The organism is Neolewinella persica DSM 23188 (genome assembly GCF_000373105.1).
In the GTDB taxonomy this organism is placed as follows: Bacteria; Bacteroidota; Bacteroidia; order Chitinophagales; family Saprospiraceae; genus Neolewinella; species Neolewinella persica.
The window spans coordinates 33,820-58,921 of the sequence record NZ_KB890458.1; the positions used below are offsets into that span (position 1 = coordinate 33,820).

The following is a 25,102-nucleotide window of genomic DNA, read 5'->3' on the forward strand; positions in this document are numbered from 1 at the left end:
CACTACAATGGCTGATAACAGAAATTCAGGTGGCAGTGGTGGAGGCCGCAACCGCCGTGACAATGACCGCCGCGGTGGTCGTAATAACAAAGACCAAAACTCCGAACCGGAACTGCGCGAAAAAATGGTTGCCCTTAACCGGGTATCCAAAGTAACAAAGGGTGGTCGTACGTTTACCTTTGCTGCAATCGTTGTAGTAGGTGACGGAAAAGGCAAGGTAGGTTCTGGTGCTGGTAAGGCACGGGACATCTCCGAAGCCATCCAGAAGGCTACTGATAATGCTCGTAAGAGCATGATCAAAGTGCCACTGCATAAGGGAACAATCCCACACGAGCAGTTGGGTAAGTACGGTGCCGGTAAGGTACTCATCAAGCCAGCTTCCGAGGGTACCGGTGTAATCGCCGGTGGTGCCATGCGTGCCGTTCTCGATATCGCAGGTGTTCACAATGTACTGGCCAAGTCACAGGGTTCTTCTAACCCACATAACGTGATTAAGGCTACCATCGATGCGCTGAAGAAGCTCCGCAGCCCGATGGAGATTGCTAAGCAGCGGGGTATTTCCATGGAAAAACTGTTCGAAGGGTAGTCTTCCGGACTTAAGCCCGCTCTCTGGGCAATTCCTAACAACAGAAAACAATAAGTCAACATGGCAAAGGTTAAAATTACCCAGGTCAAAAGCGTGATCGACCGCCCGAAGAAACAAAAGGCGACGATCCAGGCCCTCGGCCTGAAGCGGATGCACCAAACCGTGGAGAAGGAGAATACTCCGGTAATCCAAGGTATGATCAAGGCAGTAAGCCACCTCGTTAAAGTTGAAGAAGCCTAAGGCAGCCAAATAGTCAGTTGAGCGATTCGTCAATAAGTTGTATGACGTTTGACAGGATGACACTCCGCTGACAGAATGGCACTGCTGGAACGTTTGTTGCACTGCACCTGCGTCCCCGCCCTAAGCTTTTTAAAAATAAGTCCGTAATGGAACTGAATAATCTCAAACCAGCCGCCGGCGCTACGAAGTCCGGAAAGCGAATTGCTCGTGGTCAGGGATCCGGCCGTGGTGGTACCTCCACCCGTGGCCATAAGGGTGCCAAATCTCGCAGCGGTTACAAAAGTAAGCGCAATTTTGAAGGTGGTCAGATGCCACTTGCAACCCGCCTACCAAAGCGTGGCTTTAACAGCCCGAACCGTACGGAGTACGTTGCTCTCAACCTTGATCGCCTCCAGGCCATCAGTGAGAAGCACGGCCTGACGGAAATTTCCCCAGCCGCCCTGTACGCTGCCGGTATCATTAAAAAGAATGATCTGGTTAAGGTACTTGCTACCGGCGAGCTTACTTCTGCCCTGACACTGACGGCCCACGCCGCTTCAGCCAAGGCAAAAGAAGCCGTTGAAAAAGCAGGCGGTTCCATTACCATCTCCTAAAATAAGCACCCATGAAGAGGTTTTTTGAAACGCTTAAAAACATGTGGTCGATCGAGGAATTGCGTAAGCGGATCCTGTTCACCTTACTGTTGATCGCAATTTACCGTCTGGGTTCTTACATCGTGCTTCCTGGTGCTGATGTGGATGCACTGACGGCATCAATCGCCAGCCAGGGTGGTGGTAATGACCTCCTTGGGTTGATCAATCTGTTTACAGGTGGTGCATTTAACAATGCTTCCATCATGGCTCTTGGTATCATGCCGTACATTACGGCAAGTATCATTGTCCAGCTGCTCGGCTTTGCCGTTCCTTACTTCCAGCGCCTACAAAGCAAGGAAGGAGAGTCCGGTCGTAAGAAACTAAGCCAGATTACCCGCGCCCTTACGGTGGCTATTACCCTGGTTCAGGGTGCCGGTTACCTGACTTACATTAAGAGCAACGGTGGTATGAGTTCCCAGGTAGATGAATCTATCTTCTGGCTCTCCGGTATTATTATCCTTTCCACGGGTACCATCTTCGCGATGTGGCTCGGTGAACGGATCACCGACCGGGGTATAGGTAACGGTGTTTCCTTACTGATTACAGTAGGTATCATTGTTGGACTACCTACCGCTTTCGGCTTCGAATTGGTAGACAAATCTGACCGCCTGTTACTCTTCGCACTCGAAATGTTCGGCTTCTTCTTCGTGACCATGGTAACCGTAATGGTTGTAACTGGTGTACGTAAGATTCCACTGCAATTCGCCAAGCGAATGGTAGGCCGTGGCCAGGGAGCCGCTCCTTCCCGTACAGAACGCGACTACATTCCCCTGAAAGTGAATGCTTCCGGTGTAATGCCGATTATCTTCGCTCAGGCCCTGATGATGTTGCCCGTAAGCCTAGCAGGTTTTGGTGCCGGTGGACAAACCAGTTGGCTCGTTCAACAGTTCAACGACTTTACGTCACCACTCTACAACATTGTTTACTTCATTCTGGTAGTGGTCTTCACTTATGTCTACACGGCATTGGTGGTGAACCCTGGTCAGTACACGGAGTACCTGCGTCGTCAGAATGCGTTTATTCCTGGTGTTCGTGGTGGTGCCGAAACAGAAGAATACATTGATGCAATCACTAGTCGTATTACGCTTCCAGGTTCCATCATTCTCGGTTTGATTGCCATCCTTCCTGCACTCGTTGCTGGTCTTGGTGTCAACCAGCAGTTTGCTATCTTCTTCGGTGGTACTTCCCTGATCATCATGGTTGGTGTGGTACTCGATACACTGCAGCAAATTGAAAGCTACCTACTCATGCGCAAGTATGATGGTCTGGTTAAAGATGGTCGTCTCGAAGGCCGCAGCGGTGGAAGCCGGATGCAGAGCCTTGGTGCTGACTTCTAACAGTTCTTCACCTATGGATGGTGATCAAACGCCCTCTCTGATTTCAGAGAGGGCGTTTTGTATTTAAGTAATTGAGAATGTTAAACCTTGATAATATTGTGAATTACGCACGAACTTGTACCTTAGCATTTCCTTTAGAATAAATAATACCTTCTCTTTAATGAGTTTGCGTTCATTGGTTTTTTTGAAGAGAAGTTTTTTTTCGCTCTACAATCACTTAATATGAAATCGTTATTTACACTTTTTTCCCTGGCCCTGCTTTGCAGCTTTAGCTTAGGTGCCCAGGACCTCCAGGCAGGCCTGGTCATGCACTATCCTTTGGACGGCAACCTCACGGATACCATCTCCGGAATTACCGCGGACAACAATGGCAACCTTACGTTCGCTGATGGGCTGGCAGGCGGCAAAGCCGTACGCTTCTTCACTGAAGAAGCCTATTTCCTTACGCCCAGAGAGAAACTCCAGGTAGGGCCTGAGGCAGACGGCGGCACCGCCGGAACTTTTTCCATGTTCGTCAATCATCGCGATGCTCCGCTGATGACCGACCGTCAAAACTACCTCGCGCAGAAGAACGGCTGTGGCCCTGAAGACAATAACCGTGGCCGGGTGGTACTCTACCGCCAGGACCCAACTGGAAACAGCGATCCGGACAGTTTGATCTCCTTTTTCGCCGGTCGTCCAAACCGTACTGGATACAAGTTGGATATGGCGGATACCTGGATTCACCTGACACTTACCGTTGACCCGGAAATTCGGGAATGGGCGTTTTACGTCAACGGTGCTGAGTTCAGCCGGGATACTTTCCCAGGAACCACCAATGCGGAAAACTCCTGTGGAGAATACGTGGTAGGCCACCACCTGACCTTTACTACAGGGACGCAGACTTTCGACGGACTGATGGACGACCTGCGCTTCTATAACCGGGTGCTTACTGACAGGGAAATTTTCCTGTTGTCTCAGCAATTTCCAACTGCTACCCGTGAGGTAGTAGTGAATGACGGTGCACGTCTGTTCCCTAACCCTGTTGCTACGGGCCAGGATGTCCAGATTGATATTGACCAATCCGTCTTCCCCGTTTCCGCTCAACTTAAGGTGAACGTTACGGATGCTTTGGGCCGGGTGGTCCTCAGCCGCGAATTCGATGGCCACCAGGGGCGTATTGCCTTGGGGCAAAACCTGAAAGTGGGAACCTACACGGTTTCCCTGACAGATGGCGTCCGACTAACCTCTGCTGCACTTCTGGTGCGGTAAATCCTCGTTGAGCCCTGACATCAACACTGCAAGCGCCCTCTCTGATTTCAGAGAGGGCGCTTAATCTTTGGCGTTTTATTCGATTTTGTGGATAGCTTGCAACTTTAAAGGGGAAGATCTCCCTTTACCATTAGCGGGACATAGGCCCGACAACATAACACGTTCTGCCAAGATGCGCCGAAAGATTTGGACCCTATTGGGGGACGCCATTCGTGGAAAACAATTTGACCTTACGGCCATCAGTATACCAAAGGCAATTGTCTTATTGGCAATACCGATGATGCTGGAGATGGCCATGGAGTCAATATTCGCGCTCGTAGACACTTACTTCGTTGGTAGAATTGGAACCGAGGCGCTCACCACAATTGGGCTTACCGAAGTGATGCTGACCCTGGTATACAGCGTAGCCATCGGTTTAAGCACGGCCCCGATGGCGATGGTGGCCAGATTCATCGGGGAGAAAAACCCGGCTCAGGCAGGTAAAGCGGCTGGGCAAGCTATTTTGCTAGGCATTTTCGTCAGTTTACTCGTTGCCGTGCCCGGCTTTATCTATGCCGAGGACTTGCTTGCTCTGATGGGAGCGAGCGAGGCGGTAATCAAACAGGGAGTGGGGTACACCAGAATTATGTTTGCTACCAATGTGGTTATCATGTTGCTATTTGTAGTCAACGGCGTATTTCGTGGCGCAGGGGAAGCGGCCAAAGCGATGCGTGTACTGTGGTTAGCAAATGGGATCAACATCGTGTTGGACCCGATTTTTATTTTTGGCCTTGGGCCGATTCCTGCATTCGGAGTGGAAGGGGCTGCCATCGCTACTTCGATTGGAAGGGGGGTGGGCGTAGCCTACCAACTGTACCTGCTTTTCGGAGATAAATCCGTGATCAAGATGGGCGCTAAAGCCTGGTTGATAGACTGGGTAATGCAACAGCGGATTGGCCGGATTGCCTCTACGGGCGCTTTTCAGTACCTCATCGCCTCGGCGAGTTGGGTATTCCTGATGCGCATCGTTGCGGGGTTTGGTGATGCGGCGGTGGCTGGGTATACCGTAGCCATTCGCCTCATTCTCTTTACGATGTTACCCGCCTGGGGCCTGGCTAATGCTGCGGCGACATTTGTGGGGCAGAGCCTTGGAGCAAACCAGCCCGAGAGAGCAGAGAGGGGAGTATGGGTAACCTTAAAAATCACGGCTATATATTTTGGCGTCCTGTCAATTTTTTATTTTTTTCTGGCGCGGCCGCTGGTGCAAGGATTCGTTGAAGAAGCAAGGGCGGTCAGCTATGGGATCAACGCACTGCAGGCCTTTGCTATCGGCTATGTCTTCTTCGGTGTCGGGATGATTCCCGTACAAGCCTTAAACGGAGCAGGAGACACCAGGACCCCGATGTGGCTAAACTTTATCTGCTTTTGGCTGATCGAAATTCCTTTGGGCTTTTGGCTGGGCCAGGAACTCGGGTATGAAGTGAAAGGTGTCGTCTCTGCAGTAGTGATTGCAGAGGTTGTTCTCTCTGCGCTCGCACTGTGGTTTTTTGCACGAGGGAAGTGGAAGGAGACCACGGTTTAAGTCGGTATTCATTGACGCCAGGACTACTCCTTTAAAAAGGAAAACAGGAGGTCGGAGATCAAGTCATGGCCTTTAGCATTAGGATGATTACCCTGGGCCATCAGCTCTTCTAACGATGTTCCTTTAACTACTGCCTGCTGGAAAGTGGCGTAACTATCGGCCAAACCAACGCCATGCCGGGCAAATGACTGCACTTAACCTGCACTGCACCTGCGGCCGCGCCCTAATGAAAGACAAGATGCAAAACCAGTAAAGAAAGAGCCAACCCAAGCCCTAGCCAGGCAGAGGATTTGCTGTCAGCCACAAAAAGTTCCCTAAATGGCCGTAAGCTATTGCGGCCCGGTAATAACTGCAAGAATACGAACAGGGCCATTATAACTACCCCGGCACGGACGAAGTAATTCATTTCCGGAACGAAATATTTAATGGCCAGATTTAACGGCGTAGAGGCAAGGAAGGCAAATAAGGTAACTTTCGGCGCCCGAACGATCAATAAGGCAGCCGATAAAATGACCACCACTATGCCGCAATTGATGTAGTAACGTAACTCGTTGAGCGTATGCGTAAAGGCGTCTCCCGGGTTATTTAACTTGAGGTACATAAGCGTTAACCCCATGGCAATACCCGTAAGGAGCGTGACAAGGATCGTCCGTTTTCCGGTAGCGACCATTTGACTTTCGGTAGCCTGGGGCCGCAAATACCGCTTGTAGACGTCGACCGTCCAAAGGGTGGCGAGGCTATTGAAAGTAGAATCTACCGTAGACATCAAACTGGCGAATAGCGCGCACAGGATGATGCCCTTTACGCCGACCGGCAGGTAGTTGTTTACGATATAGGGGAAGGCTCCGTCGGGATCATCCAGTGGTGTTCCCTGCTCCGCCAGTATGCCGTAAAGCGCGACACCGGGAACAATAATGATGACGGCCATGAGGTATTTGGTAACACCGCCGACCATGAGGCCCACTTGCGCTTCGCGCAGGCTCCGGGCAGCGAGGCTTCGCTGTACAACCGCCTGGTTGGCACACCAGTAATTGATGTTGAGGAAAAACAGACCGAACAATAGGGTCCAGGGTAATTTAGGGTGGTCCGCAGGAAGGTGAAGATGCATTAATTGTGGCGTTTTTTCATAGAGCTGAGACCATCCGCCAAGATGGTGTACCGCAACCAATGTTACCACGATCCCGCCTAACAACAGAATAGCAAACTGAATGATGTCCGTTTTTACCACCGCCGCAAGACCACCTAAATAAGTATAAATGGCGGAGAAAACACCCAACGCAATGACCAGTACCCCGACCCGAATCATCCGGATATCACTGATGAAAGTGAAGTATTCTCCAAAGACCAGGTCCGCTGCGTAGGCGCCCCAAAAAAGGGCGCCACCAAGGGTTACGGTGGCAAAGAGCGCAAGGTTTGCGAGGCTGTAAACCAGTGCCACTTTTGGCCCAATTTTCTTTTCGATGAACTGCGTAATAGTGATGATCTTCTCACTCAGGTACATTGGGACAAAGAGGAAGGCCGCAAGTAAAATTCCTTGTACCGCGTTGATCTCAAGATTTGCCTGTGCCAGTCCGTACAGGTAGGCAGAACCCATCATTCCAAGAAATTGATAACCCTGAATGTTGGTAGCAATGGTAGACATCGCCACGGAAGGCCAACGCAGGTTCCTGCCAGCCAGGAAATAACTTTCAGTACTTACTTCTTCGGCTTTCGACCGGCCAGCAAGGGCGACTACCATGATGGCGATGAAGTAAAGCGCTACGATTAAAAGGTCAAGCATAGGCCGCAAGGTAATACGTATCAACAAGCTCAAAGTCGGAGGGTAGTGGCCGTGTGTATTTTGCTCCACGGCAATTGTGCCGACCCCTTCTTATCAACCGGCAGAAGTGCCGGGGAACAAGCCCACCAAGCCATGAGGGCCGGAGATGCCAACCCATTTATACAATTTGTTACATACAGAATAGCCTTTCCATTAAGCAGGCTGTAGCAACCAAAAGATGGCCTTATCTTACGCTAAGAAATTCACTATAACATGAGACTACTAATCGCACTTGCCCTCCTCAGTCTGTTTTCCTGCAATCAACAGACTGAAACGATTGCTGATGAGTTTGGGCCAAGGCCTGCACTGCAACTTTACCACGACCTCTCTAACGTTCCCACCGATCAATTCAGCGGAGGGGCAAAGATGATTCCAATCACTACGCCCCTGGGCAATTTCAAAGTATGGACGAAACGAACGGGTAATAATCCTGACGTAAAGGTACTATTGTTGCACGGTGGCCCCGGAGCCAACCACGCCTATTTAGAATGCTTTGACAGCTATTTTCCCGGCGCTGAAATAGAGTACTATTACTACGATCAGCTGGGTTCCCGCCTGAGCGATGTCCCTTCTGACCCCAGCCTTTGGACGATCGACCGATTCGTCGACGAAGTTGAACAGGTTCGTAAAGCACTTAACCTGACCAAAGACAACTTCTATATCCTGGGACACAGCTGGGGAGGTATTCTCGGACTTGAATATGCGCTGAAGCACCAGGATAAGATGAATGGATTGATCATCAGTAATATGATGGTTTCCATTCCTGATTACAACAAGTATGCCGATGAAGTACTGGGGCCTCAGCTGAACCCGGATACCCTAGCCGCAATCAAAGCTTATGAAGCTAAGGGGGACTTTGACAATCCTGGCTACATCAGCACCATTATGAATAATTATTACCCCAGGCATGTTTTACGAATGCCCCTGGAGGATTGGCCGGAGCCGGTGAACCGCGGCTTTGACAGGCTAAATGGTCAGATCTACGTGGGCATGCAAGGACCGAGTGAATTTGGAATTCGGGGCGATGCATCCTTACTCACCTGGGACCGTCGTAAGGATCTACCTAAGGTCACCATTCCAGTGTTAACGATTGGCGGGAAGTACGACACTATGGACCCAGAGCACATGCGCGAAATCGCGAGCGAGTTTCCGGATGGGAGCCATGTACATTGTCCGACGGGAAGCCATATGAGCTTCTACGATGACCAGCAGACTTACTTTGATGGCCTTATTGGATGGATCAATTCGGTGGAACAGAGGTAACCTATTAGTCTGCTTTGCGCCGACCGGATAAAAAGCCAACAGGTGACATAATTGTGATTTTACCATCAGCTTCTCGTTCTACTTCCAAGTCCGGATTTTGGGCGCAAAAAATGGCGAATTCAGGTAAGCTGCGCTTACGGTTGAAACTCAAGGTTGCGAGTTGGTCAGGAGGAAGTTGTACGGTAATAGACATGCGGGTGTATCACTTTCTTAAAAGTACAACGACAAAGAGTAATGAAAAGGCTTATTCGGGGAAGGAATATACGCTAAGCCGCCACCCGCTGCAGTTTCCGTACCACCTCCGCATCAACGATGGGGGCGAAAAGCAAGTCTCCCTGCTGGTCGTCTACAATCTCCAGGCGGAGCTGTTTGGCCAATTCTTTAGCCAGGTTCCCAAGCTGCTGTGCGTAAGGTAGGGTATTACCCATGGCGGCGTAATGATCGATGATGCCGATACGGATCAGGTCATAAGGATCAACACGGTTGATGAGTTCCCGCAGATCCGCTTTGGCGGCAATCTTTTGCCCCCGCATCTTGAGCTGTTCGCGCAGGTCAGCCATAGTGCAGCCAACGATTTGCTCCCGGCGGTAGAAGTTCCAGTATTCGGCGGTATCGCGTTTGCGGGAGTAGTGAGCAAGGTGCCGGCTTTCGGCGGCTTTCTGACAGCTGATGCGGGCCATAGCCTTTACTTGTTCCAATAGCTCCAGGGTCTCGGTAGTGGAAAGCTGTACCTGCTCTGGATATACGTCTTCTTCTTTACTGAGCTTGGTGGCTATGGCTTGCTTCAATTTCGACTTTGAGGCTAAAGCAATGACTTTGCCAAGTTCCAACGAGAGGTAGTACTCTTGCATAAGTGCTCCCCTTGATTGAGGAGAACGGGCGTAGTCTTTCATCCCGGCTGGTTTTCGGATGCCATCAGAGAATTGATAGATGTCCTTCAACCAGTGACGGATGTTGGTCTGGTAATGATGGTCAGAAATACCCAGCGCACGATGAAGCTCAGTGGCCTTGATGACGCGGGTACCTTTTCTTGAAGTTCGAATTGTTAGTTCCATGTTGGAAACTTGCTGTTGTTACTACAAATTTAGGTTTAAGTGTTGTGTTTTGCAAATTTGAAACAAATAATTTTTAACTTTTGTGTGTTTATTTTTGATTTATCAGCTGATTATGCGTTTTTGTAATCAAATTGATGTTTAAGTATTGTTGTTTTTATCTGCTTTGTTGGAAATTTTGCGGAAGTAGCTGCTCTGAGCAGGAGCAGGCAATAGCTCCGCTTGCGGGTACTTTATCTGTCAGAACCCAAATTAATCAGATGACCCAACCACTAGACAACCCGACAACTAGACACTATCTTGTCCACCACCCGGGTTGTCGGGGAAACGTACTCCAGTTATGAAATTCAGCAAAACGGGCCATATTCTAGCCTCCGCCGGTGCCGCCATCGGGGTAGCAAACCTGGTGATATTCCCCTACCGTGTCCATTTTTTTGGCGGCGGTGCCTATGTACTTGCCTTCGTAGGGTTCACCTTATTGATGGGGATTCCCCTGATGATCTTGGAGAATGCCCTCGGTAAGCGAAGTGGAACGGACGCAATCGATGCTTTCCGTGGAAAGGGAGATGGAAAGGGGTGGGCGTGGATCGGACGGCTAGGTATCCTGACCTCCATCATGGTAGCCTCGTTTTATCTCGTATTGGCGGGGTGGACCCTTGATTATGTCTGGCATTACCTAACGGATTACCAGGCACTGGCCGAAACACCCGCAGGTCCGGCCTTCGGGGCAGCCATCAGTACGACCAAAAGGGCCTTGTTGTTTACGGGCCTGTTTACAGCTTTGGCCGCCTTCATATCTTCGAGCAAACTGCACACCGGCGTAGAGCGGCTAAGTAAATTTGCCATGCCACTACTTGGTGTGTTAATCCTTTTCCTGATCATTTCCCTGCCGATGTTGCGGCCCGAGGCAGTAGATTATACCAATCTCTTTCGTTTTGACTGGTACGCATTATTTGTTCCGACCGACACCGGAGAACTGGCCATTCTGCACGCTTTGGGGCAGGCGTTCTTCAGCCTTGGATTGGGAGCTGCCTCCATGCTGACTTTTGCCACCCACCTCGATCGTAAGGAAAACGTGCTGCAAAATGCACCATTGATCGTTCATTTAGATACCACCATTGCTCTTTTAGGAGCCTTGCTGGTGGTACCATTGCTTGGGAACATTGAAGGAGACATATATAATGGTCCGCCGCTGGTATTCATCAATTTGGTGGAAATCTTTAAATCGTACGGCGCAGCGGGGCAGCTGGTGGGCTTATCCTTCTTTGTTTTGCTTGGTATTGCCATCATGACTTCGGCGGTGTCCCTGATCGAGCCCGCGTTGCGGGCGGTGGAGGCTCAAATGGGCTGGAGTCGGCGTATTGGCGGACTGGTGCTCGGTCTTCTGGTCTTCGTACTGGCGGTGCCGGTGGTCATTTCCTGCTCGCCCACCGGCCCGACCTGGCTGACGGACTTTGCGGGAATGGGCGGCAACGACCCCAGTATGGGCTACTTTAATTTTCTGCTGGAATGGTTCGGTAGCATCATGCTGTTAATCGGCACGCTGCTGCTGTGCGTTTATTTATTGCGGCGTTGGAAACTCGACGGCTTGTTTGAGGAACTGGAGATTGGCGGACATAAGGTATCTCCCGCATGGCGGAAGTGGTTGACGATTGCTTATCGGTACGTGATTCCCATCGGGATAGGTTTATTGCTGGTGGCCAAGATGGTGGTACTTTAATGCCTTTTTGGCGCGAACGCAGGTGCCGGAGAAGTTGAAAAGCAAAGGGGGCCTTATTCGTTTAGTAGTTCATAGTCTCTACCCTTTGAACTACTGAACTATGAACTATTGAACTATGAACTAATAAACCACTAAACTAACAAACATCGCTCCCAGCACCCGCCACCTATTCGAGATCAACCTGGCTATGATCTTCATCGGAACCTCTGGCATTCTCGGCCGGTTCGTACCTGTCGATGCCGTTCCCGCCGTCTGGTGGCGGGCTTTCATCGCGATGCTCCTATTGGCGGGCTTTTGCTGGTGGAAAGGTTTTAGTTTCCGGATCGCCGATCCGAAGCGCCTCAAACTGGTCATGCTCTCCGGTGTGCTGATGATGGGGCACTGGGTGATGTATTTCTACGCGCTGAAGTTATCGAGCGTAGCCATTGGCATGCTGTCCATCTTCACTTATCCGGCCATGACGACCCTGCTGGAACCGCTGCTGCTCAAAAAACCATTCCAACCCCGTCACCTACTGCTGGCGTTTTTGGTCATCGTCGGCATTTATTTCCTCGCCCCCAGCTTTGATCTGGCCGATGGTGCCACGTTGGGCCTATGTCTGGGGCTACTTTCCGCCTTCGTGTATTCCCTCCGCAACATTCTAATGAAAACGCAGATCGATGCGCTCCAGGGCTCGGTACTAATGACTTACCAGGCGGGGATCACCGCGTTGCTACTACTGCCGACATGGTATTACTTCAACACTGCCCCCCCGGCGGCCGCATGGCCCTACCTGATAGGGCTCGGCCTTCTGACCACGGCTATCGGCCATACACTTCTACTGGGCTGCTTTCGCTATTTCTCGGCGAGTACCGCCAGTTTGTTAACCTGCGTTCAACCAGTGTACGGCATCTTGATGGGGGTGGTCTTTTTCCAGGAGATCCCCGGCTGGTCGGCCGTGCTGGGCGGTGCGTTAATCCTTTCGGCGGTAGTTGTTGAGGCACGAGCCACGATGCGGAAGGCACCTGTAGCTTAACTTCTTTGCTCCAGGTACCGGTGAATGGAAGCAAAATCCAATCGTCCCATCCCGTCGGCACGTGCAGCAGCAAAGATTTCTTTGGTCAGGTTCGCGAGGTAAAGTGGCTGGTCTTCTTCATAAGCGGTCAGCGCAGCCAAGTGCAGGTCTTTGTGCATCCATTCCAGTGGGAACTGAACGTCGTAATTGTCTTCCCGGATCATCTCGGCTTTAAATTTGGTGAACGGAGCGGAGACGGGAAGGCCGGGAAGGACATTGAGCAGGAAGTCCTTGTCGAGGCCAAGCTTTTCGCCCAAGAGTACCGCCTCAGAGAAGATTAGCATGGATTGTGCCAGCATCACGTTGACCAGCATCTTAAAGGAAGCACCTTGACCGACCTCACCGAGGGTAATCACTTTGGCGCCCATAACCTCAAGGTAAGGCTGGATCTCGGTTGCCTGCTCCGGTGAGGCACCAACGAAGAAGGCTAATTGGGCTGCTTCAGCCTGTGGTTTTGACCCGGCTACCGGGGCGTCAATAAAACGAATACCGGCAGCCCGGGCAGCATTGGCCGCTTTCCGGCTGAAGGATGGGTTAACGGTCGTACAATCGACCCAAAGCGCGCTGTCTTGCATGGCGGAGAGCGCAGCGCCTTTTTCTAGAAAACAGGCGGTAATGGCCTCGGGAGTGGAAAGCATAGAAAAGACGATGTCTGCATCTTGTACGGCCTCGGTGAGTGTGTGGACAACGGTTGCTCCCAGGTCCCGAAGAGGAGAGGTAGCCAATACCGTCCGATTCCAAACGGTAATTTCAATATTATTTTTTAGCAGGTTGGCAGCCATCCGGCTGCCCATTATACCGAGTCCGGCGAAAGTGATCTTCATGGTGATGTTTTTGTGTTCCACAAAGATCTGGAGGTAGACGCGGTAGAACTAGTCTGGATCGGGTAGGAATGCTATTAATCCGTCAGGATAAATTATTCCGGTGTTGCCGCAGCATAAACTGCTTTGGGCTCAGGCCGGTCCGGTTACGGAATTCCCGGATGAAATAGGAGACATTGTCGTAACCTACTTCAAAGGCCATTTCGGTGACGGGCATTTCCTGATTCGTCGCCAGCTGGTGCGCTTTGTTGAGGCGCTGATCCTTCACCCATTGTTGTGGCGTGGTCCGGAACTGTGCCTTAAAGTCTCGCCGGAAGGTGCTGGCGCTACGCCCGGTCAGGTAGGCGTAGTCTTCCATCTTCAGCGGCTTATCGTAGTTGGCCTCCATGAAGGTGCGGATGTTCCGCTTGCGGGGTAGGCTAAGGCGGAAGAGGAATTCGGCGAAGGCCTTATCATTGCTCTGTGCATTCAACAGGTGTAACAATTCCAAGAGCTTAGGCTGCAGGAACTGCTTGCCGTGGCGGCCGTTGCCGTAGATGTCGAGGAAAGACTGGACGAAGGTGCTGATGGCGGGAAATTGCTCGAATTTCAGATGGTCGGGCGCAGCCTGATGGTCGGCTTCCATAACCCGGGAATGCTGTAGGAAGGCATGAATTTGTTCATCATCGAAATAGAAGAGCAGGCTACGGAAATTGTCCGCAGCGGGTTTCAGGTCCGTTACGTAGTAGACGCCGCGGGGGAGAAAGACTAGTTCGCCGGCACGGACGTGGATGACATTGTCGTCGTAGGTTTTGATCCGCTGCTCTCCGGCAAGAACCACGGAAATAACGTGGTTGGAAACGTAGGCCTCCCGACCAATTAAAGCTTCAGGTAATTCCTTGTGCAGAATGCAGGTATTGCCGTCCTGCATCAGAGTACGAACGTTTTTATCGTTGAATAGGCGCTGTGGAATCAGGATCATAGCCGTAAATATCGGGACGAAGGTCGTACCAAAATAGTCCCAATACACCAAAAATGGTGGTGGGGCTTAGTTTGTGAGTACAACAAATTGTAGAAATGAAATAGAAAGCTTTTTGACCCGCCCGACGACCTACGTCGAAAGACCATGGGTCTTTACGCGTAGCCGTCCGACGGGAAGACGATCCTATTGCTGAGACCGGAGGCCGTCGGGCCGCTCGGAGCTTCGGCAACGGCCGAGCCGCCGGCGGTCGGACGGCTCTGAGGTCGCCACCTGTAATTTGTGATACGTACCTTACTCTGCATCCTGCGTCCGCGCCCTTATTAGTCAAGCAGTCAGAGAGTCAAGCAATCAAATAGTCAGGCGATATTAGCTCGTTTTACAAAGAATGCCCAAACGAACGCAGGGAGCATAGTCGTGCGGCAGCCACTCTCTGACTGCTTGACTACCTATTTGCCTTCACCCCAGCATACACCTTCCGCACCATTTCCCCAATCTCCCGAGGTTCCAGCCACCGGGTAACGATCACCAGATCTTCCTGTTCGTCAACAACAATGAAATTACCCCCGAAGCCGGCAGCATAATACAGGTGGTCCGGCACGCCTTCCCACTGGCGCGGCCCCTGGTTGAGCCACCACATATAACCGTAGCTGGCGTTGGCCGGGGTGGGGGTCTGGATCATGTCCGTCCAGCGACGGGAAATGAGCTGGCGATCGCCCCATTTGCCCTTTCGGGCAAAGAGCAGGCCGAGGCGCGCATGGTCGGTGGTGTTGACGAACAGCCCGCCGCCGTGGTGGCCACCGCCGGAGACAGATTGCATCTTCAACCCGTCCACATTTACCCAGGTGTTATCGTAACCGTACCAGCGCCAGGTGGTGCTGGCACCAATCGGGTCCATGATTCTTTCCTTAATAACGACGGGAAGGGGGCGTCGCCATACCTGCAGCAAACTGTAGGCCAGAACGTTGACCCGCACATCGTTGTATTTGAACTGAGAGCCGGGTTCCTGCAACTTACGGTACCGCCATTCATCGAGGTTTCCGTCGCGGTCGGGCCGGTCGGCCCAGTCATACAGGCCAAAAAGAGCCCCGGACCAATCGGAAGTCTGGTGGAGGAGGTGCTCCCAGGTAATCTTTCCGTTGTGGTCACCGTTGAAGGTGCCGTCCCAAACATAGTCTGCGACAGTATCCTTAACGGAACGGATCAAGCCGTCGTCCAGAGCCAGGCCAGCAGTGGTGGAGAGATAGCTTTTGGTGACGCTGAAGGTCATGTCCACCCGCTCTGTGTCTCCCCATTGGGCAACGACGTAGCCATCCTTGATGATCATCCCGGCTGGTCCGCCACGCTCTTTTGTTGGTCCCTGTAATGCATGGTCAGGCTCACGGCTGAAACTTTGCAGAATGGCCAGGCGGAGGTCGCGCGCACCGGAGTATTCGTTGGCCAGTGCAAAGACTATGGCACTGTCGATGGCAGCGGGGTCAAGTCCCGTTTCAGCGGGCGTTTTGTTGGCCCAGGCAGTTGGGGTAGGGTAGTACTGTGCGCTTAGTGTAGTGGAAAGCAGGAGGGCGAAAAGGAAGGCATGTCTCATATCCGTGAAGGTAAAGTATTTACTAATAGAGCTAAATAAAAGCATATTATAAAGCAATTATTTATATATAATCTATTGAAATTTATGCGTTTGCGAGTATTTGAATGTCGCTTTTTTAAAGCGGAGCCTCTTTTTATTGTGAAAACTATTTTATTGATAATCAATCGTATGTAACGTTTTTAGCAAGTGAAATTACTAAAGGAGTGCCGCCAAATCTACAAGGTTGGCCATTCTGATGGCATAGATTTTACCTTTGGATTATTCGAAATTATTATTGACAAATAATACGGCACCTGAAACTTTTTCATTTTTGATTTTGCTTGTTTATCCCTAATTGATATGATTTACTCACCTGGACTTAGGCATCCGGCAGGGCATTTTGCTTCCCTCCGGTCAGCCTCCTGTATGCCTGGAAAAGAGCTTTTGTTGCCTTTTCCATCGGCAGAGCAGGGCCTCAACAAGGCTTCCGTTCCGTTTAAGCCGGTCTTGCGGAAGCGGGGTCCGCCGACCAAGATCCTGAACAGATTATTAAGGTGGAGTTTATGACTCCACTTTTCAACAGATTACTATGATGCACGTGTGGACAACACCACTTAGTTAGCCCACTTTGTTACGCGAACAACCTCCGACTAAGGAGCGGGGAAGGCATTCCCCTAAACGGGGCAACCACCGGAAGTAATTACTCCGGTGGCCTGCTTCAAATTTTATAACAATGCTTTTTCGTGCTTTATTTTTTGCAGCCGTACTTACAGCCGCTGCACCGATAACCGCTCAGGTTGTCGAGGATATTTCTATGCTCACGGCTCCCGGCTCAACGGAGTCAGAGAAGCCAGCTTTGGTCTTACCCCTGCTTGTTTCACTCGATCCACAGAGCTTGGTTCTGGTAACCTGGAAGGATAAGACCACTTCTACGGTAACCGTCAACCAGGTCCTTAGCTGGTACGATGAGCCCTAAGCTCGATCAACAAATCGAACGGGGTTTTAATCGTTAGGTTATTGCTGAGTAGTGGTTTTTATCCCCATATTTCCCAATCCAGTGTCGAAGCGTCCAACCCTGGCGTTTCGTCCTGGTGAGGGAAAGGGATAGGGTCTGCTATTTGGAGGGCAGGTCGGTCAATGAATACCGTAAGGTTTTCGCTTAGCCACCCACTCAGGTATCGGCCGCCATTAATAAAAAGCGTCCCTTTGCCCGAGTCAACGGGGAAGCTGGCAATACCACTGGCGTCCGTACAACGGACTTTAGTCCAACCCATGGCAGGTTCAGTAAACTCTAAGGAGATATTCTGGCCGGCAACTGGGTTCTCATCTTGCCGACGCTTAAGAGTAATGTTAATCATGAAACAAAAATTAAAAGAGAGCCGACTATTTAAATACAGCCGACCCTCAACAAATACATGTTTTTTTAATGTTCAATTCTGGGATCTACTAAGGTGTTGATTAAGAATAAGAACATATTAAAATGACGGTGCACCCTACCTCCCATCCTGATTAAAGGTATTAAGAGGTACGACGAGTTATTAAACTGCCTCAGGTAGCACCGTCTTGAATAGGAGGTGTTGATCTTTGCACTAGGCCAAAGTTCTATTTTGAATCAGAAACGGACAGTATGGAAAGAGTTGGTTCATTGGATTCGCCGCAAAAAGCGCATCCGTGTAGTTGGTAAAATGCTGATTATCAGTAAATTATTTTTCACAATTTATAATGCGGTATCTCGCGCTTGCCACAGTATCTGGCTAGCCCTTGCCGGTTCGGACCAAGCGTTCCAGAGCGTCTTCCAGCCAATCTTTACGCGGGTGATTATAGTCCAGATAAGTCGGGGGGAGCTTTCCTTTCTTTCGGGCAAAGAGCTTTTTTCGGGCTTCCAGTGTGGGAGCGTTACCCTTGGTCACGATGGTGGAATACATACTTCTGAGCATGGTATAAGCCTTCACCCAGCAGCGGAAATTAGCTACATGTTTTGGTGGATACTTCTCCTTTTCCATCTCCAGGTAATCCAGCGCACGGTTCAGGTTTTTAATCTCCTTATCTACTTTGCCAATAAATAGTGTAACGTAGGCGCCTGTCTTAGTTCCCGGATGAGTAGCAAGCATATACAGTACCTGAAGACGAAGGATCCGAGCAGCAATATTCATAATTTCATTACCTACGGAGGCTACCTCGTCAAATTCCTTGTATGCGTTTACGTAGTCCTGTTCGTCAAAGCAGATCAGTGCCTCGAGGTAGCTGACAATAGAATTCTTAATTGCGGGATCCAGTCGGTTACGATAATGCTCACTGAATAATCGTAACCAATCGTGTACGCCGCGGTATCGCTCTGTTACGGGAATGAAGCTTATTTCAAGCTTATTCCAAATAAACTTATTGGGAACCTCAAGGCCCTGTTTTATGGTGTTGAAGAAGAGCGTGTAAGGTAGGTATTTAGCCTCCTCCTCGTTCCAGTCAATCCCGTACTTGTAGTCAATCGTTAGCAGGCGGGTAGAAAAGGCCAATGGCACATAATGGCGCAAACCGTTATTCTCCGCCGTTGTACAGTAGCTACTCAAGTTGCTCAAGGCATCGATCCAATCTTCCTCATCAATCTCATTCTTGTTGGCCCGAAGTTCTTGCAAAAAGTTCTTTATCCGCTCAGGTTGTGCGGGGTCCTCTGCGGGTAAACGAATAATATCGTAAAGTCCGATATAGGTATTTAATAATGGATCAACTTTGATCCGTGACTGATTCAATTTGATCAGATCCAGGAGAAGTTTGAAATGTTCCTCTTGCCAATCACCTTTTAGATGAGTCCATACCCTTATGTGAGTCTTTAACCGGATATAGCGCCGGAGATGATAAAGGATAAAAACATCGTCCGTTAATTTACCAAGCGTATTAAGGCCCTCTGGCGGATTGTGATTGGTTCCTGCCCATTCAAATTCCTTAATCTTAGTATAGGCATCAATTAAATTGTGGGCAGTAGAGTTCATTGTCGAAATATAGTGATGATAATCGGGTGTTGGATGAAAATAAGTACAGAATACGTTTACAACTGAAGGAGACCTGATCAATGAATCCAGGCAGTCAGGCTTTGCGCTGTTAACCTTTTTTGTACCTGCGATCGCGCCCAAATATGTCTGGCAGAACCTACCTCATTAGCATTCGAAGCAGGCGCGGCCGCAGGATGCCAAATAAGTTGTTGGGCAAACTAAAGACCACTAGAAAAGCAGCACCGCTATTACCGCCGCAATAGCTATCGCGAACGGTAATAAAAACAGATAACCCCAGCTAAGTATCACTGCTTTAATGATGGTCTTGATCCAACTTTGTGGGTACACTCGCTTCATTGCCATCAGGAAATAAATCACCATGGTAATACTGCTCAGGGTAAGTAGCCACGGAGTACCGATGATCAGCAGTTCGAGGGCGGCGAGGAACTGCGTCAGAAACAAAAACGCATGCACGTGCAACGTGAAAATGAAGTGCTCTATGTATTTCCGTTTGTGGCGGATGTAGATCAGTTTCAGCAGGCCCGCCGAAAGTGGAACCAGAAGTAGTAATCCCCAAATCGCCTGGCCCATCAACGTACTCACCCCCGATACGCCCAGGTGGTTGAGCCTGACGACCTGTTTGATTATGTACTGGTTCCATACACCCTCAATCTCGTATTTCTTCACTAGTTCCGTTGGGGTCAGTAGCGAATAATCCTCCCGGTTAAACATGATTATTTCTCCAGAGAAGTCGAGTCCACCAGAGTAATCAAGGTAACTAATCGACATGGAGTCGGATTTGGACAGGTTCAGTAGCCTGACTAAGCTGTCGGTAGCTTCGACTACGACCGGTGCGGGGAAGATCGTCCTAATACTATCAACGCCAGCCAGTAAATCGATCCCGAACTTACTTTCGTAGGCCGCTGATCTTTGCTTTTCCATGCTTACCTCTAAAGAATCTCCAATGGCCTGTGTCGTTAAGAAGCTGTAAGTTGCCACCATCAACACCCCACTTACGAAGAAGAGCCGCAAGGGGTGGAAGTAAGGCTTCTGCTTGCCGGAGAGGAAATTGTTCGTTAATCTGCCGGGGACCATCAGGGCAGCCAGGGTACGAAACAAACGGTTGTCGAAATTGAAGACCGTTTCGAAAAACTCTCCAACCAACTGCCAGAAACCTGGCGGCCCCTTGTAGGACTTTTGCCCACATTCAGGACAAAAAGCAGCATCGGGCCACATTGGCTCAGCGCAGTTAGGACATGTGGAAATCTTATTTTCGGAATCAGACACGCCAGGTTAGTTTAGTGCAAAGTAAGCCTCCCTAAACAAAGGCACCTGTTTATTCGGCAAAAGACCAAGCCCATACCATCAAAAATTATGGGACGGAGCACTAACTATTTATGTGGGCGGGGCCGCAGGTGCAGTGGAAAGGATAAAGAAGCAGGGTATCAGTGCTTGTGGACCATCGCTGAAACAACAACGGCCGCCACGTACGAGCGTACGGGCGGCCGTTGTGAGCAGCGCTATTACTAAGCGTTTAGTTCTTGTAGAACTTCACGAACATTTTACCTTCCGGTGTGCGGATGGCGGCAATGTACATGCCGGTAGCCAGGTTACCCAGCTTGTTGTAGGTAATCGAGTGGCTACCAGGAACCTGGTCTCCGGTAACTACGTTGGCTACACGTGCACCACGGACATCAAAGATGGAAAGATCAATCTTTCCGGCTACGCTCAGCTCGTAGTTGAAGCTGATCATGTCGTTGGCTGGGTTCGGCGCTGCAGTCAGCTGCAGGAACGGATTGTAAGCAGCAGGGCGAACACTGTTCACCAGGTCGGCGCAGAAACCGGTAGCACCTACGGCTCCGCCATCAGTTGCTCCGGTGGCAGACATAGACGTCGGGTCATAGCAAGGGCTGAAACGATCAAAGTTATAGAGCAGGCGACCGGTTGCGTAATCAGTACCAACGGCGAAAAGGCTGTCTTCCACCATGATGTTGGTAATGCCAACGGAGTCCTTGAACAGGATAGCTTCCTCAGAGTAGGTAATCAGACGCTCACGAGATGGCACGTCGTTGAGTTCGAGCACTTCTTCAAACGTGGCATCAGCTACGTCGTTGGTCATCGCGGCAATGAAGGTAGGGCTGAACAGCTCTGGCTGTACTACGGAATCAAAGTTCATGTAGTGGTCCAGTACGTCCTGTGTCCAGTGAACGTTATTGTTACGCATCGTGACGCTACCTCCCGCTACGATGGTGTCCAGCGTAAAGATCGGCGTGCTCATGTCCTTTAGGTTGATCTGCTCATTAGCTAACCAGGGGGATGAACCGATAATGGATGGGTTCTGGATGAAGTTGTCAGTAATCACCGTCTCTTTGGTGTTCTTCATCTGAATGAAACCGTGACGACCAACGTGGTTGAATACTGTATTCTTAGAGAATTCGAAGTAGTTCAGACCTTGCTGGCGGAAGCCAATGTAAATCCGGTCAAGGGTGTTGTGGATCACATTGTTTTTAATGATCACCGTGTCACCAAAGTTGGTCCGGAGGTCAACAATCCGGCCATTACCCTGCTGGCGGGCGTAGTCACCGAAGTTGCGAAGAATGCTGTTGGTGATCTTCACCGTCACGAAATCTCCTTCACTACGGATGGTGCCCTGACGGCTCTTCTCGATGATACAGTCATTCCAGCTGTAAGTGGTGCTGTCACCCTCTGGGCGGAAAGAAGCTGTTTCGTAAGCTGCGGCTAGCGGGCCTTCATCACCCATGATGATGTAAATGCCGTCCCAGGTGAAGCCTCCTTCTCCGCGGAACATTTCAACAAGGTTAGAACCTCCGGTGGGGTTGAGGCGGTCCACCAACGGACGACCGAGGGTCGCTACGTCTCCGGTTGCCGCCAGGTTGACGTCAAACGTCCAGCGGTTGACTTTGGAGAAGAAGTAAATACCGCCCGCTTCGAGGAGGTAAGTCTCCGTACCGTTACGGTCACCGGCAGCAGTGGTGTCCCCGTCGATGAAACGGTCAAGGTAAGTAAAGGGGAAGCCTGCGTCACCGTCCACATTGGCGGGGATGGTAACCGTTTGGGCCTCTAAGGCGAAGGAGCAGCACATTAAGGCTACAAGTAAAGCGTAAATCTTAGTCATGTGTAAACGAGTTTGTGAGGTTTGTAGAACGAATTGTTATTGGGTCCGGAACTAATCCTCCTTAGGCAGGAACTTTACTTCGACGCCCACGGTAGCCGTGGTGCCGAAAGTGGCACGGGACGTTTCGAATCTTTCGTTACGGAAGAAACTGACGTCCTGCTGATTAGTCAGGTTGTTTAGATTTAAGAAGACGTTGAGGCGCCGGCTGAAACGATATTTCAGGGCAGCATCCATACGCCAGAATTCTTTGTTGAAGCGGTCTTTGTCAGCAATGGAGCTGTATCCGGATAGTTTGGTACCCTGGTAAGAACCAGACACCCGGGCGGAAAAGCCACCAATGTCATATCCCAACGAGGCGTTGAAAATATCACTGGCCTGACCAATTAACGCTGCCTCCCGCTGAAAAGCAAAAGCAGTGGTCGTACAACGGGGGCGACCTCTTACGATCACACAGCTGGTCTCCTCCCGGAGGGAGTTGATCGTTGTGTTCGAATACAGCCGCGCGTAGTTTACGTTGAGTAATAGCTTATCAAAAGGCTTGGGGAGGAAGCTTAGTTTTGTCTGAACGTCAAATTCGATACCATAGACCCTGGAGTCGGGAGAACTCTCGAAACCGGTCAATTCAGCACCAATGAAGCCGGTGGCAGGCAGATCGTTGGCAACGGCGATACTGTCATTGTTTACGCCAAGGGTGATGGGGTAAAAGGCGTCTTTGATGTCTTTATAGAATCCACCGATGGAGAACAGCCCCAACTTGTCGGAGAAGGCGGTAAGAAATAAGTCGTAGTTAGTCGATACTGAAGGTCCCAGGGTCGGGTTACCCCGCCGGACGGAAAGGTCTCCGTTACGATTAACGAGGGTCGCCGGAACGATGTAGTCGAAGTCAGGACGGGCCAATGTCGTGCTGTAAGAGGCCCGGATGTCAAACCAATTCACCGGCTTGTACTTCACGTGGAGGTGCGGCAGGAAAACACTGTAGTCGTTCTCAGCAGTGCGCTCCGAACGTTCACCGCTCTCGCCCCAGTCGCCACTCAGATCTGCATAGATGCCGTTATATGTGTTCTGGTTCGCTTCATACCGGAAACCGGGAATCACGGTGAGCTGATCACCCATGCTGAATTTAAGCATTGCGTAGCCGGCAGCTACATTTTCAGTCAGGTCAAAATTATTCGTGATGCCAAAGAAGTCTCGCGGATACTGGTCGCGGAAAAGCTGATCGAAGCTCCGTAGTCTTTCCTCATCGAAACTGTAGGATAGACCCACATCGCGTCCCTGATTGTCTTCCACGCTAAGCGGGGAATCCGGGTCGAGGAAATTGACGACGCCTAAATACACTGTCGGGTCAATGCCCGAGGCACCAACTACACCTTCCCCGGGTAGGAGTTCATCCCAGTTGCGGATGGAGCGGAGGTAGTAGAGTTTGTCGTAGTATTCGTTGAAGGTCCGGCTCTTTTCGTTGGTTCGGTACTTACCGCCGAACTTGAACTCCGCCCGGATTTTATCACCTATCGAGAAAGGAATCTTTAAGTCGACAAAGGCCGTAGTGATGGATTCTTCGTTGCCACTGTCCGCATAGCTGGATCCCGTTAAGTAGGTACGTTCGGGGGCAACATTCAGGAAGTCATAAATCCGGTTAGGGTCATCACGATTATCCTGTACACCGGGTAGGAAGTTGTTGCCAGCACCCCGGAAATCAAATTCTATATCGAGCGGCGTTTCACCCACCACCTGACTGTAACTCACACCCCATTCGATGCTTAGGCTGTTCAACTTATGCCTGGTAGATAGCGAGGCAGAATATAAACTGATCGCACTCTGCTGAATGTTTGGGCGAAAGCTGACGCCGGTATTCTCAATGTCATAGCGTTCGGCGTGGTTGAACTGATCCCGGGAGGTGCGGGAGTAAATACCTAATAAGGTGACGTCGGTAGATTTACCAAAAGCATAATCCAGACCTAAACTACCATTATACCGGCGGCGGATCTCCTGCCGGCTGTTCAGCGTAAGCGCATTTGCCTGCTGATCGAAAATATTGAGCATGGTATCCAGGATGACCGCACGGTCGTCCCCCCAGCTTTGCCCTACCGTGTACCCGCCACGGTTGAACCTTTCCACGTTGGCCGTGGCAATGATGCCAAGCTTATCTTTAAAAACCCGGCGTGTCATGGAGCCAGTAAGTTTGTAATCCTTAAACTGATCGACAATACCATTATAGCCGCCAATCGCCTTAAGGGAGCCACGTGGCCGGTCATCGGCCTTCAGAATGTTCAGGTTGACGGTTCCTCCCAATGCATCACCGTCCATATCCGGAGTAGGGCTTTTGAACAGTTCGATGCCAGAAAGCAATTCTGGAGAAATCAGGGACAGGTCGACGGAGCGGTCAGTACCCGAGGTAGATGGCAGGCGGACGCCATTAATGTTGATGGCCGTAAACTTCGGGTCAAGACCACGGACAACAATTTTAGAGCCCTCGCCACCGCTACGGTTTATCGCTACCCCCGGCAGCCGGGAGATAGCCTCTGCCGCATTCACGTCGGGCAGTTCTTTGATTTTATCAGCAGAGACGAAGTTGGCAATGGCGTCAGAGTTCAACTGCTGGTTAATGGCCTTAGCCTGACCCAACATCTGGGCCGTGACCACAATCTCCTGGTCAAAGAGGATCGCACCGCCTAATCTCGCGGAGGCTTCGGCAGTCCCGTTCTCCGTAACGGTTACGGTCCTTTCCTGAGAGGCAAAACCCACAAAGGAAATTACTACCACGTGGTCACCTATCGCTACGTTTGTAAGGCGGTAAGAACCGTCCAAATCAGTAACCGTACCTACACCCGGGCTGGCCTTAAGGTAAATGCTGGCTCCTGGTAACCCGGATCCTTCTTCCGCATCCGTAATTAAACCGGAAATGGAGCCGGTTTGGGCTATCAATGGCATTAAACCTATCAATAGCAATAACGTCAGTAGTGATTTCAGTTTCATTTTTTGCATTTCAATCGACTAGTGAAAACTTCTTTCATTCGCCACCAGGTAAATCTGGTAGTGGGTGAAAACGAAGCATATCTTTTAAAAGCCGGTCATGCATGCCAGACTGAAATCAGTGGTGGTTATGCATTTTGATCAACCAGTA

The 25,102-nt window shown here is 50.5% G+C and carries 22 protein-coding genes; 10 read left to right on the forward strand and 12 right to left on the reverse strand.

All coding sequences use genetic code 11. The features are described 5' to 3' along the window. The first annotated feature begins 7 nt into the window (after positions 1-7). From rpsE to B036_RS0122075, 6 genes are all read left to right on the forward strand, one after another. Positions 8-586 carry a 30S ribosomal protein S5 gene (gene rpsE / locus B036_RS30555; RefSeq protein ID WP_020570911.1) on the forward strand — a complete coding sequence of 193 codons (579 nt, stop codon included), beginning with the start codon at positions 8-10 and terminating at the stop codon, positions 584-586. 60 nt (positions 587-646) lie between these two features. After that, the gene (rpmD, locus tag B036_RS0122055; protein ID WP_020570912.1) at positions 647-826 is read left to right on the forward strand and encodes a 50S ribosomal protein L30; all 180 of its coding nucleotides are present in this window, start codon (positions 647-649) and stop codon (positions 824-826) included. A gap of 146 nt (positions 827-972) precedes the next feature. After that, positions 973-1,419, forward strand: a complete 447-nt coding sequence (gene rplO, locus B036_RS0122060) for a 50S ribosomal protein L15 (protein ID WP_020570913.1) — start codon at positions 973-975, stop codon at positions 1,417-1,419. 11 nt (positions 1,420-1,430) lie between these two features. Further along, positions 1,431-2,795 (forward strand): preprotein translocase subunit SecY, encoded by a 1,365-nt coding sequence (gene secY / locus B036_RS0122065; protein WP_020570914.1) that lies wholly within the window; start codon positions 1,431-1,433, stop codon positions 2,793-2,795. A 222-nt stretch (positions 2,796-3,017) separates the two neighbouring features. Further along, entirely contained in the window at positions 3,018-4,046 is a 1,029-nt protein-coding gene (locus tag B036_RS0122070) for a LamG-like jellyroll fold domain-containing protein (protein ID WP_020570915.1), read from the forward strand. A 172-nt stretch (positions 4,047-4,218) separates the two neighbouring features. Beyond that, positions 4,219-5,607: an MATE family efflux transporter gene (locus B036_RS0122075; RefSeq protein WP_020570916.1), complete on the forward strand. Its 1,389-nt coding sequence runs from the start codon at positions 4,219-4,221 to the stop codon at positions 5,605-5,607. Positions 5,608-5,630: 23 nt separating this feature from the next. Here the strand turns inward: B036_RS0122075 and B036_RS33740 are convergent, their stop codons facing one another. Next, positions 5,631-5,801: an SGNH/GDSL hydrolase family protein gene (locus B036_RS33740; RefSeq protein WP_157472308.1), complete on the reverse strand. Its 171-nt coding sequence runs from the start codon at positions 5,799-5,801 to the stop codon at positions 5,631-5,633. 29 nt (positions 5,802-5,830) lie between these two features. Continuing rightward, positions 5,831-7,387, reverse strand: a complete 1,557-nt coding sequence (locus B036_RS0122080) for an SLC5 family protein (RefSeq protein WP_020570918.1) — start codon at positions 7,385-7,387, stop codon at positions 5,831-5,833. Between the two features lie 252 nt (positions 7,388-7,639). Here B036_RS0122080 and B036_RS0122085 point away from each other — a divergent pair, with 252 nt between their 5' ends. After that, positions 7,640-8,689, forward strand: a complete 1,050-nt coding sequence (locus B036_RS0122085) for a proline iminopeptidase-family hydrolase (protein ID WP_020570919.1) — start codon at positions 7,640-7,642, stop codon at positions 8,687-8,689. A 4-nt stretch (positions 8,690-8,693) separates the two neighbouring features. On the opposite strand, the gene B036_RS0122090 is transcribed toward B036_RS0122085, so the two are convergent. Together B036_RS0122090 and B036_RS0122095 are read right to left on the reverse strand one after the other, a co-directional pair. Continuing rightward, the gene (locus B036_RS0122090) at positions 8,694-8,882 is read right to left on the reverse strand and encodes a Uma2 family endonuclease (protein ID WP_020570920.1); all 189 of its coding nucleotides are present in this window, start codon (positions 8,880-8,882) and stop codon (positions 8,694-8,696) included. 73 nt (positions 8,883-8,955) lie between these two features. After that, the gene (locus B036_RS0122095; RefSeq protein WP_020570921.1) at positions 8,956-9,744 is read right to left on the reverse strand and encodes a hypothetical protein; all 789 of its coding nucleotides are present in this window, start codon (positions 9,742-9,744) and stop codon (positions 8,956-8,958) included. Between the two features lie 337 nt (positions 9,745-10,081). Here B036_RS0122095 and B036_RS0122100 point away from each other — a divergent pair, with 337 nt between their 5' ends. Both B036_RS0122100 and B036_RS0122105 read left to right on the forward strand, forming a co-directional pair. Then, a complete protein-coding gene (locus B036_RS0122100) occupies positions 10,082-11,461 on the forward strand; it encodes a sodium-dependent transporter (protein WP_020570922.1) in 1,380 nt (459 codons plus the stop codon). Between the two features lie 187 nt (positions 11,462-11,648). Continuing rightward, a complete protein-coding gene (locus tag B036_RS0122105; RefSeq protein ID WP_020570923.1) occupies positions 11,649-12,476 on the forward strand; it encodes a DMT family transporter in 828 nt (275 codons plus the stop codon). Here B036_RS0122105 and B036_RS0122110 read toward each other — a convergent pair. The 3 genes from B036_RS0122110 to B036_RS0122120 all read right to left on the reverse strand — a co-directional run bounded on the left by B036_RS0122110 (position 12,473) and on the right by B036_RS0122120 (position 15,882). Further along, positions 12,473-13,339 carry an NAD(P)-dependent oxidoreductase gene (locus tag B036_RS0122110; protein ID WP_026232232.1) on the reverse strand — a complete coding sequence of 289 codons (867 nt, stop codon included), beginning with the start codon at positions 13,337-13,339 and terminating at the stop codon, positions 12,473-12,475. The genes B036_RS0122105 and B036_RS0122110 overlap by 4 nt on opposite strands. A gap of 82 nt (positions 13,340-13,421) precedes the next feature. Further along, a complete protein-coding gene (locus tag B036_RS0122115; RefSeq protein ID WP_020570925.1) occupies positions 13,422-14,297 on the reverse strand; it encodes an AraC family transcriptional regulator in 876 nt (291 codons plus the stop codon). A gap of 442 nt (positions 14,298-14,739) precedes the next feature. After that, positions 14,740-15,882, reverse strand: a complete 1,143-nt coding sequence (locus B036_RS0122120) for a serine hydrolase domain-containing protein (RefSeq protein WP_044103560.1) — start codon at positions 15,880-15,882, stop codon at positions 14,740-14,742. Between the two features lie 712 nt (positions 15,883-16,594). On the opposite strand from B036_RS0122120, the gene B036_RS0122125 reads away from it, so the two are divergent. After that, positions 16,595-16,837 carry a hypothetical protein gene (locus tag B036_RS0122125; RefSeq protein WP_020570927.1) on the forward strand — a complete coding sequence of 81 codons (243 nt, stop codon included), beginning with the start codon at positions 16,595-16,597 and terminating at the stop codon, positions 16,835-16,837. Between the two features lie 58 nt (positions 16,838-16,895). Here the strand turns inward: B036_RS0122125 and B036_RS0122130 are convergent, their stop codons facing one another. The 5 genes from B036_RS0122130 to B036_RS0122150 all read right to left on the reverse strand — a co-directional run bounded on the left by B036_RS0122130 (position 16,896) and on the right by B036_RS0122150 (position 24,954). After that, positions 16,896-17,219 carry a hypothetical protein gene (locus B036_RS0122130; RefSeq protein WP_020570928.1) on the reverse strand — a complete coding sequence of 108 codons (324 nt, stop codon included), beginning with the start codon at positions 17,217-17,219 and terminating at the stop codon, positions 16,896-16,898. Between the two features lie 396 nt (positions 17,220-17,615). After that, complete coding sequence (locus B036_RS0122135) at positions 17,616-18,845, reverse strand: hypothetical protein (RefSeq protein WP_020570929.1); 1,230 nt, start codon at positions 18,843-18,845, stop codon at positions 17,616-17,618. 228 nt (positions 18,846-19,073) lie between these two features. Next, positions 19,074-20,132 carry a DUF3667 domain-containing protein gene (locus B036_RS0122140; RefSeq protein WP_157472310.1) on the reverse strand — a complete coding sequence of 353 codons (1,059 nt, stop codon included), beginning with the start codon at positions 20,130-20,132 and terminating at the stop codon, positions 19,074-19,076. Positions 20,133-20,379: 247 nt separating this feature from the next. Further along, positions 20,380-21,981: a T9SS type A sorting domain-containing protein gene (locus B036_RS0122145; protein ID WP_020570931.1), complete on the reverse strand. Its 1,602-nt coding sequence runs from the start codon at positions 21,979-21,981 to the stop codon at positions 20,380-20,382. A gap of 51 nt (positions 21,982-22,032) precedes the next feature. Next, a complete protein-coding gene (locus B036_RS0122150; protein WP_211217427.1) occupies positions 22,033-24,954 on the reverse strand; it encodes a TonB-dependent receptor in 2,922 nt (973 codons plus the stop codon). Positions 24,955-25,102 lie beyond the last annotated feature (148 nt).

Excerpts from the sequence above, each read along its gene's own strand:
- B036_RS0122135 (WP_020570929.1), bottom strand. The coding sequence starts at position 18,845 with ATGAACTCTACTGCCCACAATTTAATTGATGCCTATACTAAGATTAAG.
- rpmD (WP_020570912.1), top strand. The coding sequence starts at position 647 with ATGGCAAAGGTTAAAATTACCCAGGTCAAAAGCGTGATCGACCGCCCG.
- B036_RS0122125 (WP_020570927.1), top strand. The coding sequence starts at position 16,595 with ATGCTTTTTCGTGCTTTATTTTTTGCAGCCGTACTTACAGCCGCTGCA.
- B036_RS0122080 (WP_020570918.1), bottom strand. The coding sequence starts at position 7,387 with ATGCTTGACCTTTTAATCGTAGCGCTTTACTTCATCGCCATCATGGTA.
- B036_RS0122115 (WP_020570925.1), bottom strand. The coding sequence starts at position 14,297 with ATGATCCTGATTCCACAGCGCCTATTCAACGATAAAAACGTTCGTACT.
- B036_RS0122085 (WP_020570919.1), top strand. The coding sequence starts at position 7,640 with ATGAGACTACTAATCGCACTTGCCCTCCTCAGTCTGTTTTCCTGCAAT.
- secY (WP_020570914.1), top strand. The coding sequence starts at position 1,431 with ATGAAGAGGTTTTTTGAAACGCTTAAAAACATGTGGTCGATCGAGGAA.
- B036_RS0122090 (WP_020570920.1), bottom strand. The coding sequence starts at position 8,882 with ATGTCTATTACCGTACAACTTCCTCCTGACCAACTCGCAACCTTGAGT.
- B036_RS0122070 (WP_020570915.1), top strand. The coding sequence starts at position 3,018 with ATGAAATCGTTATTTACACTTTTTTCCCTGGCCCTGCTTTGCAGCTTT.
- B036_RS0122145 (WP_020570931.1), bottom strand. The coding sequence starts at position 21,981 with ATGACTAAGATTTACGCTTTACTTGTAGCCTTAATGTGCTGCTCCTTC.
- B036_RS0122100 (WP_020570922.1), top strand. The coding sequence starts at position 10,082 with ATGAAATTCAGCAAAACGGGCCATATTCTAGCCTCCGCCGGTGCCGCC.
- rplO (WP_020570913.1), top strand. The coding sequence starts at position 973 with ATGGAACTGAATAATCTCAAACCAGCCGCCGGCGCTACGAAGTCCGGA.
- B036_RS0122150 (WP_211217427.1), bottom strand. The coding sequence starts at position 24,954 with ATGAAACTGAAATCACTACTGACGTTATTGCTATTGATAGGTTTAATG.
- B036_RS0122120 (WP_044103560.1), bottom strand. The coding sequence starts at position 15,882 with ATGAGACATGCCTTCCTTTTCGCCCTCCTGCTTTCCACTACACTAAGC.
- B036_RS0122110 (WP_026232232.1), bottom strand. The coding sequence starts at position 13,339 with ATGAAGATCACTTTCGCCGGACTCGGTATAATGGGCAGCCGGATGGCT.
- B036_RS0122075 (WP_020570916.1), top strand. The coding sequence starts at position 4,219 with ATGCGCCGAAAGATTTGGACCCTATTGGGGGACGCCATTCGTGGAAAA.
- B036_RS0122105 (WP_020570923.1), top strand. The coding sequence starts at position 11,649 with ATGATCTTCATCGGAACCTCTGGCATTCTCGGCCGGTTCGTACCTGTC.
- B036_RS0122095 (WP_020570921.1), bottom strand. The coding sequence starts at position 9,744 with ATGGAACTAACAATTCGAACTTCAAGAAAAGGTACCCGCGTCATCAAG.
- B036_RS0122130 (WP_020570928.1), bottom strand. The coding sequence starts at position 17,219 with ATGATTAACATTACTCTTAAGCGTCGGCAAGATGAGAACCCAGTTGCC.
- rpsE (WP_020570911.1), top strand. The coding sequence starts at position 8 with ATGGCTGATAACAGAAATTCAGGTGGCAGTGGTGGAGGCCGCAACCGC.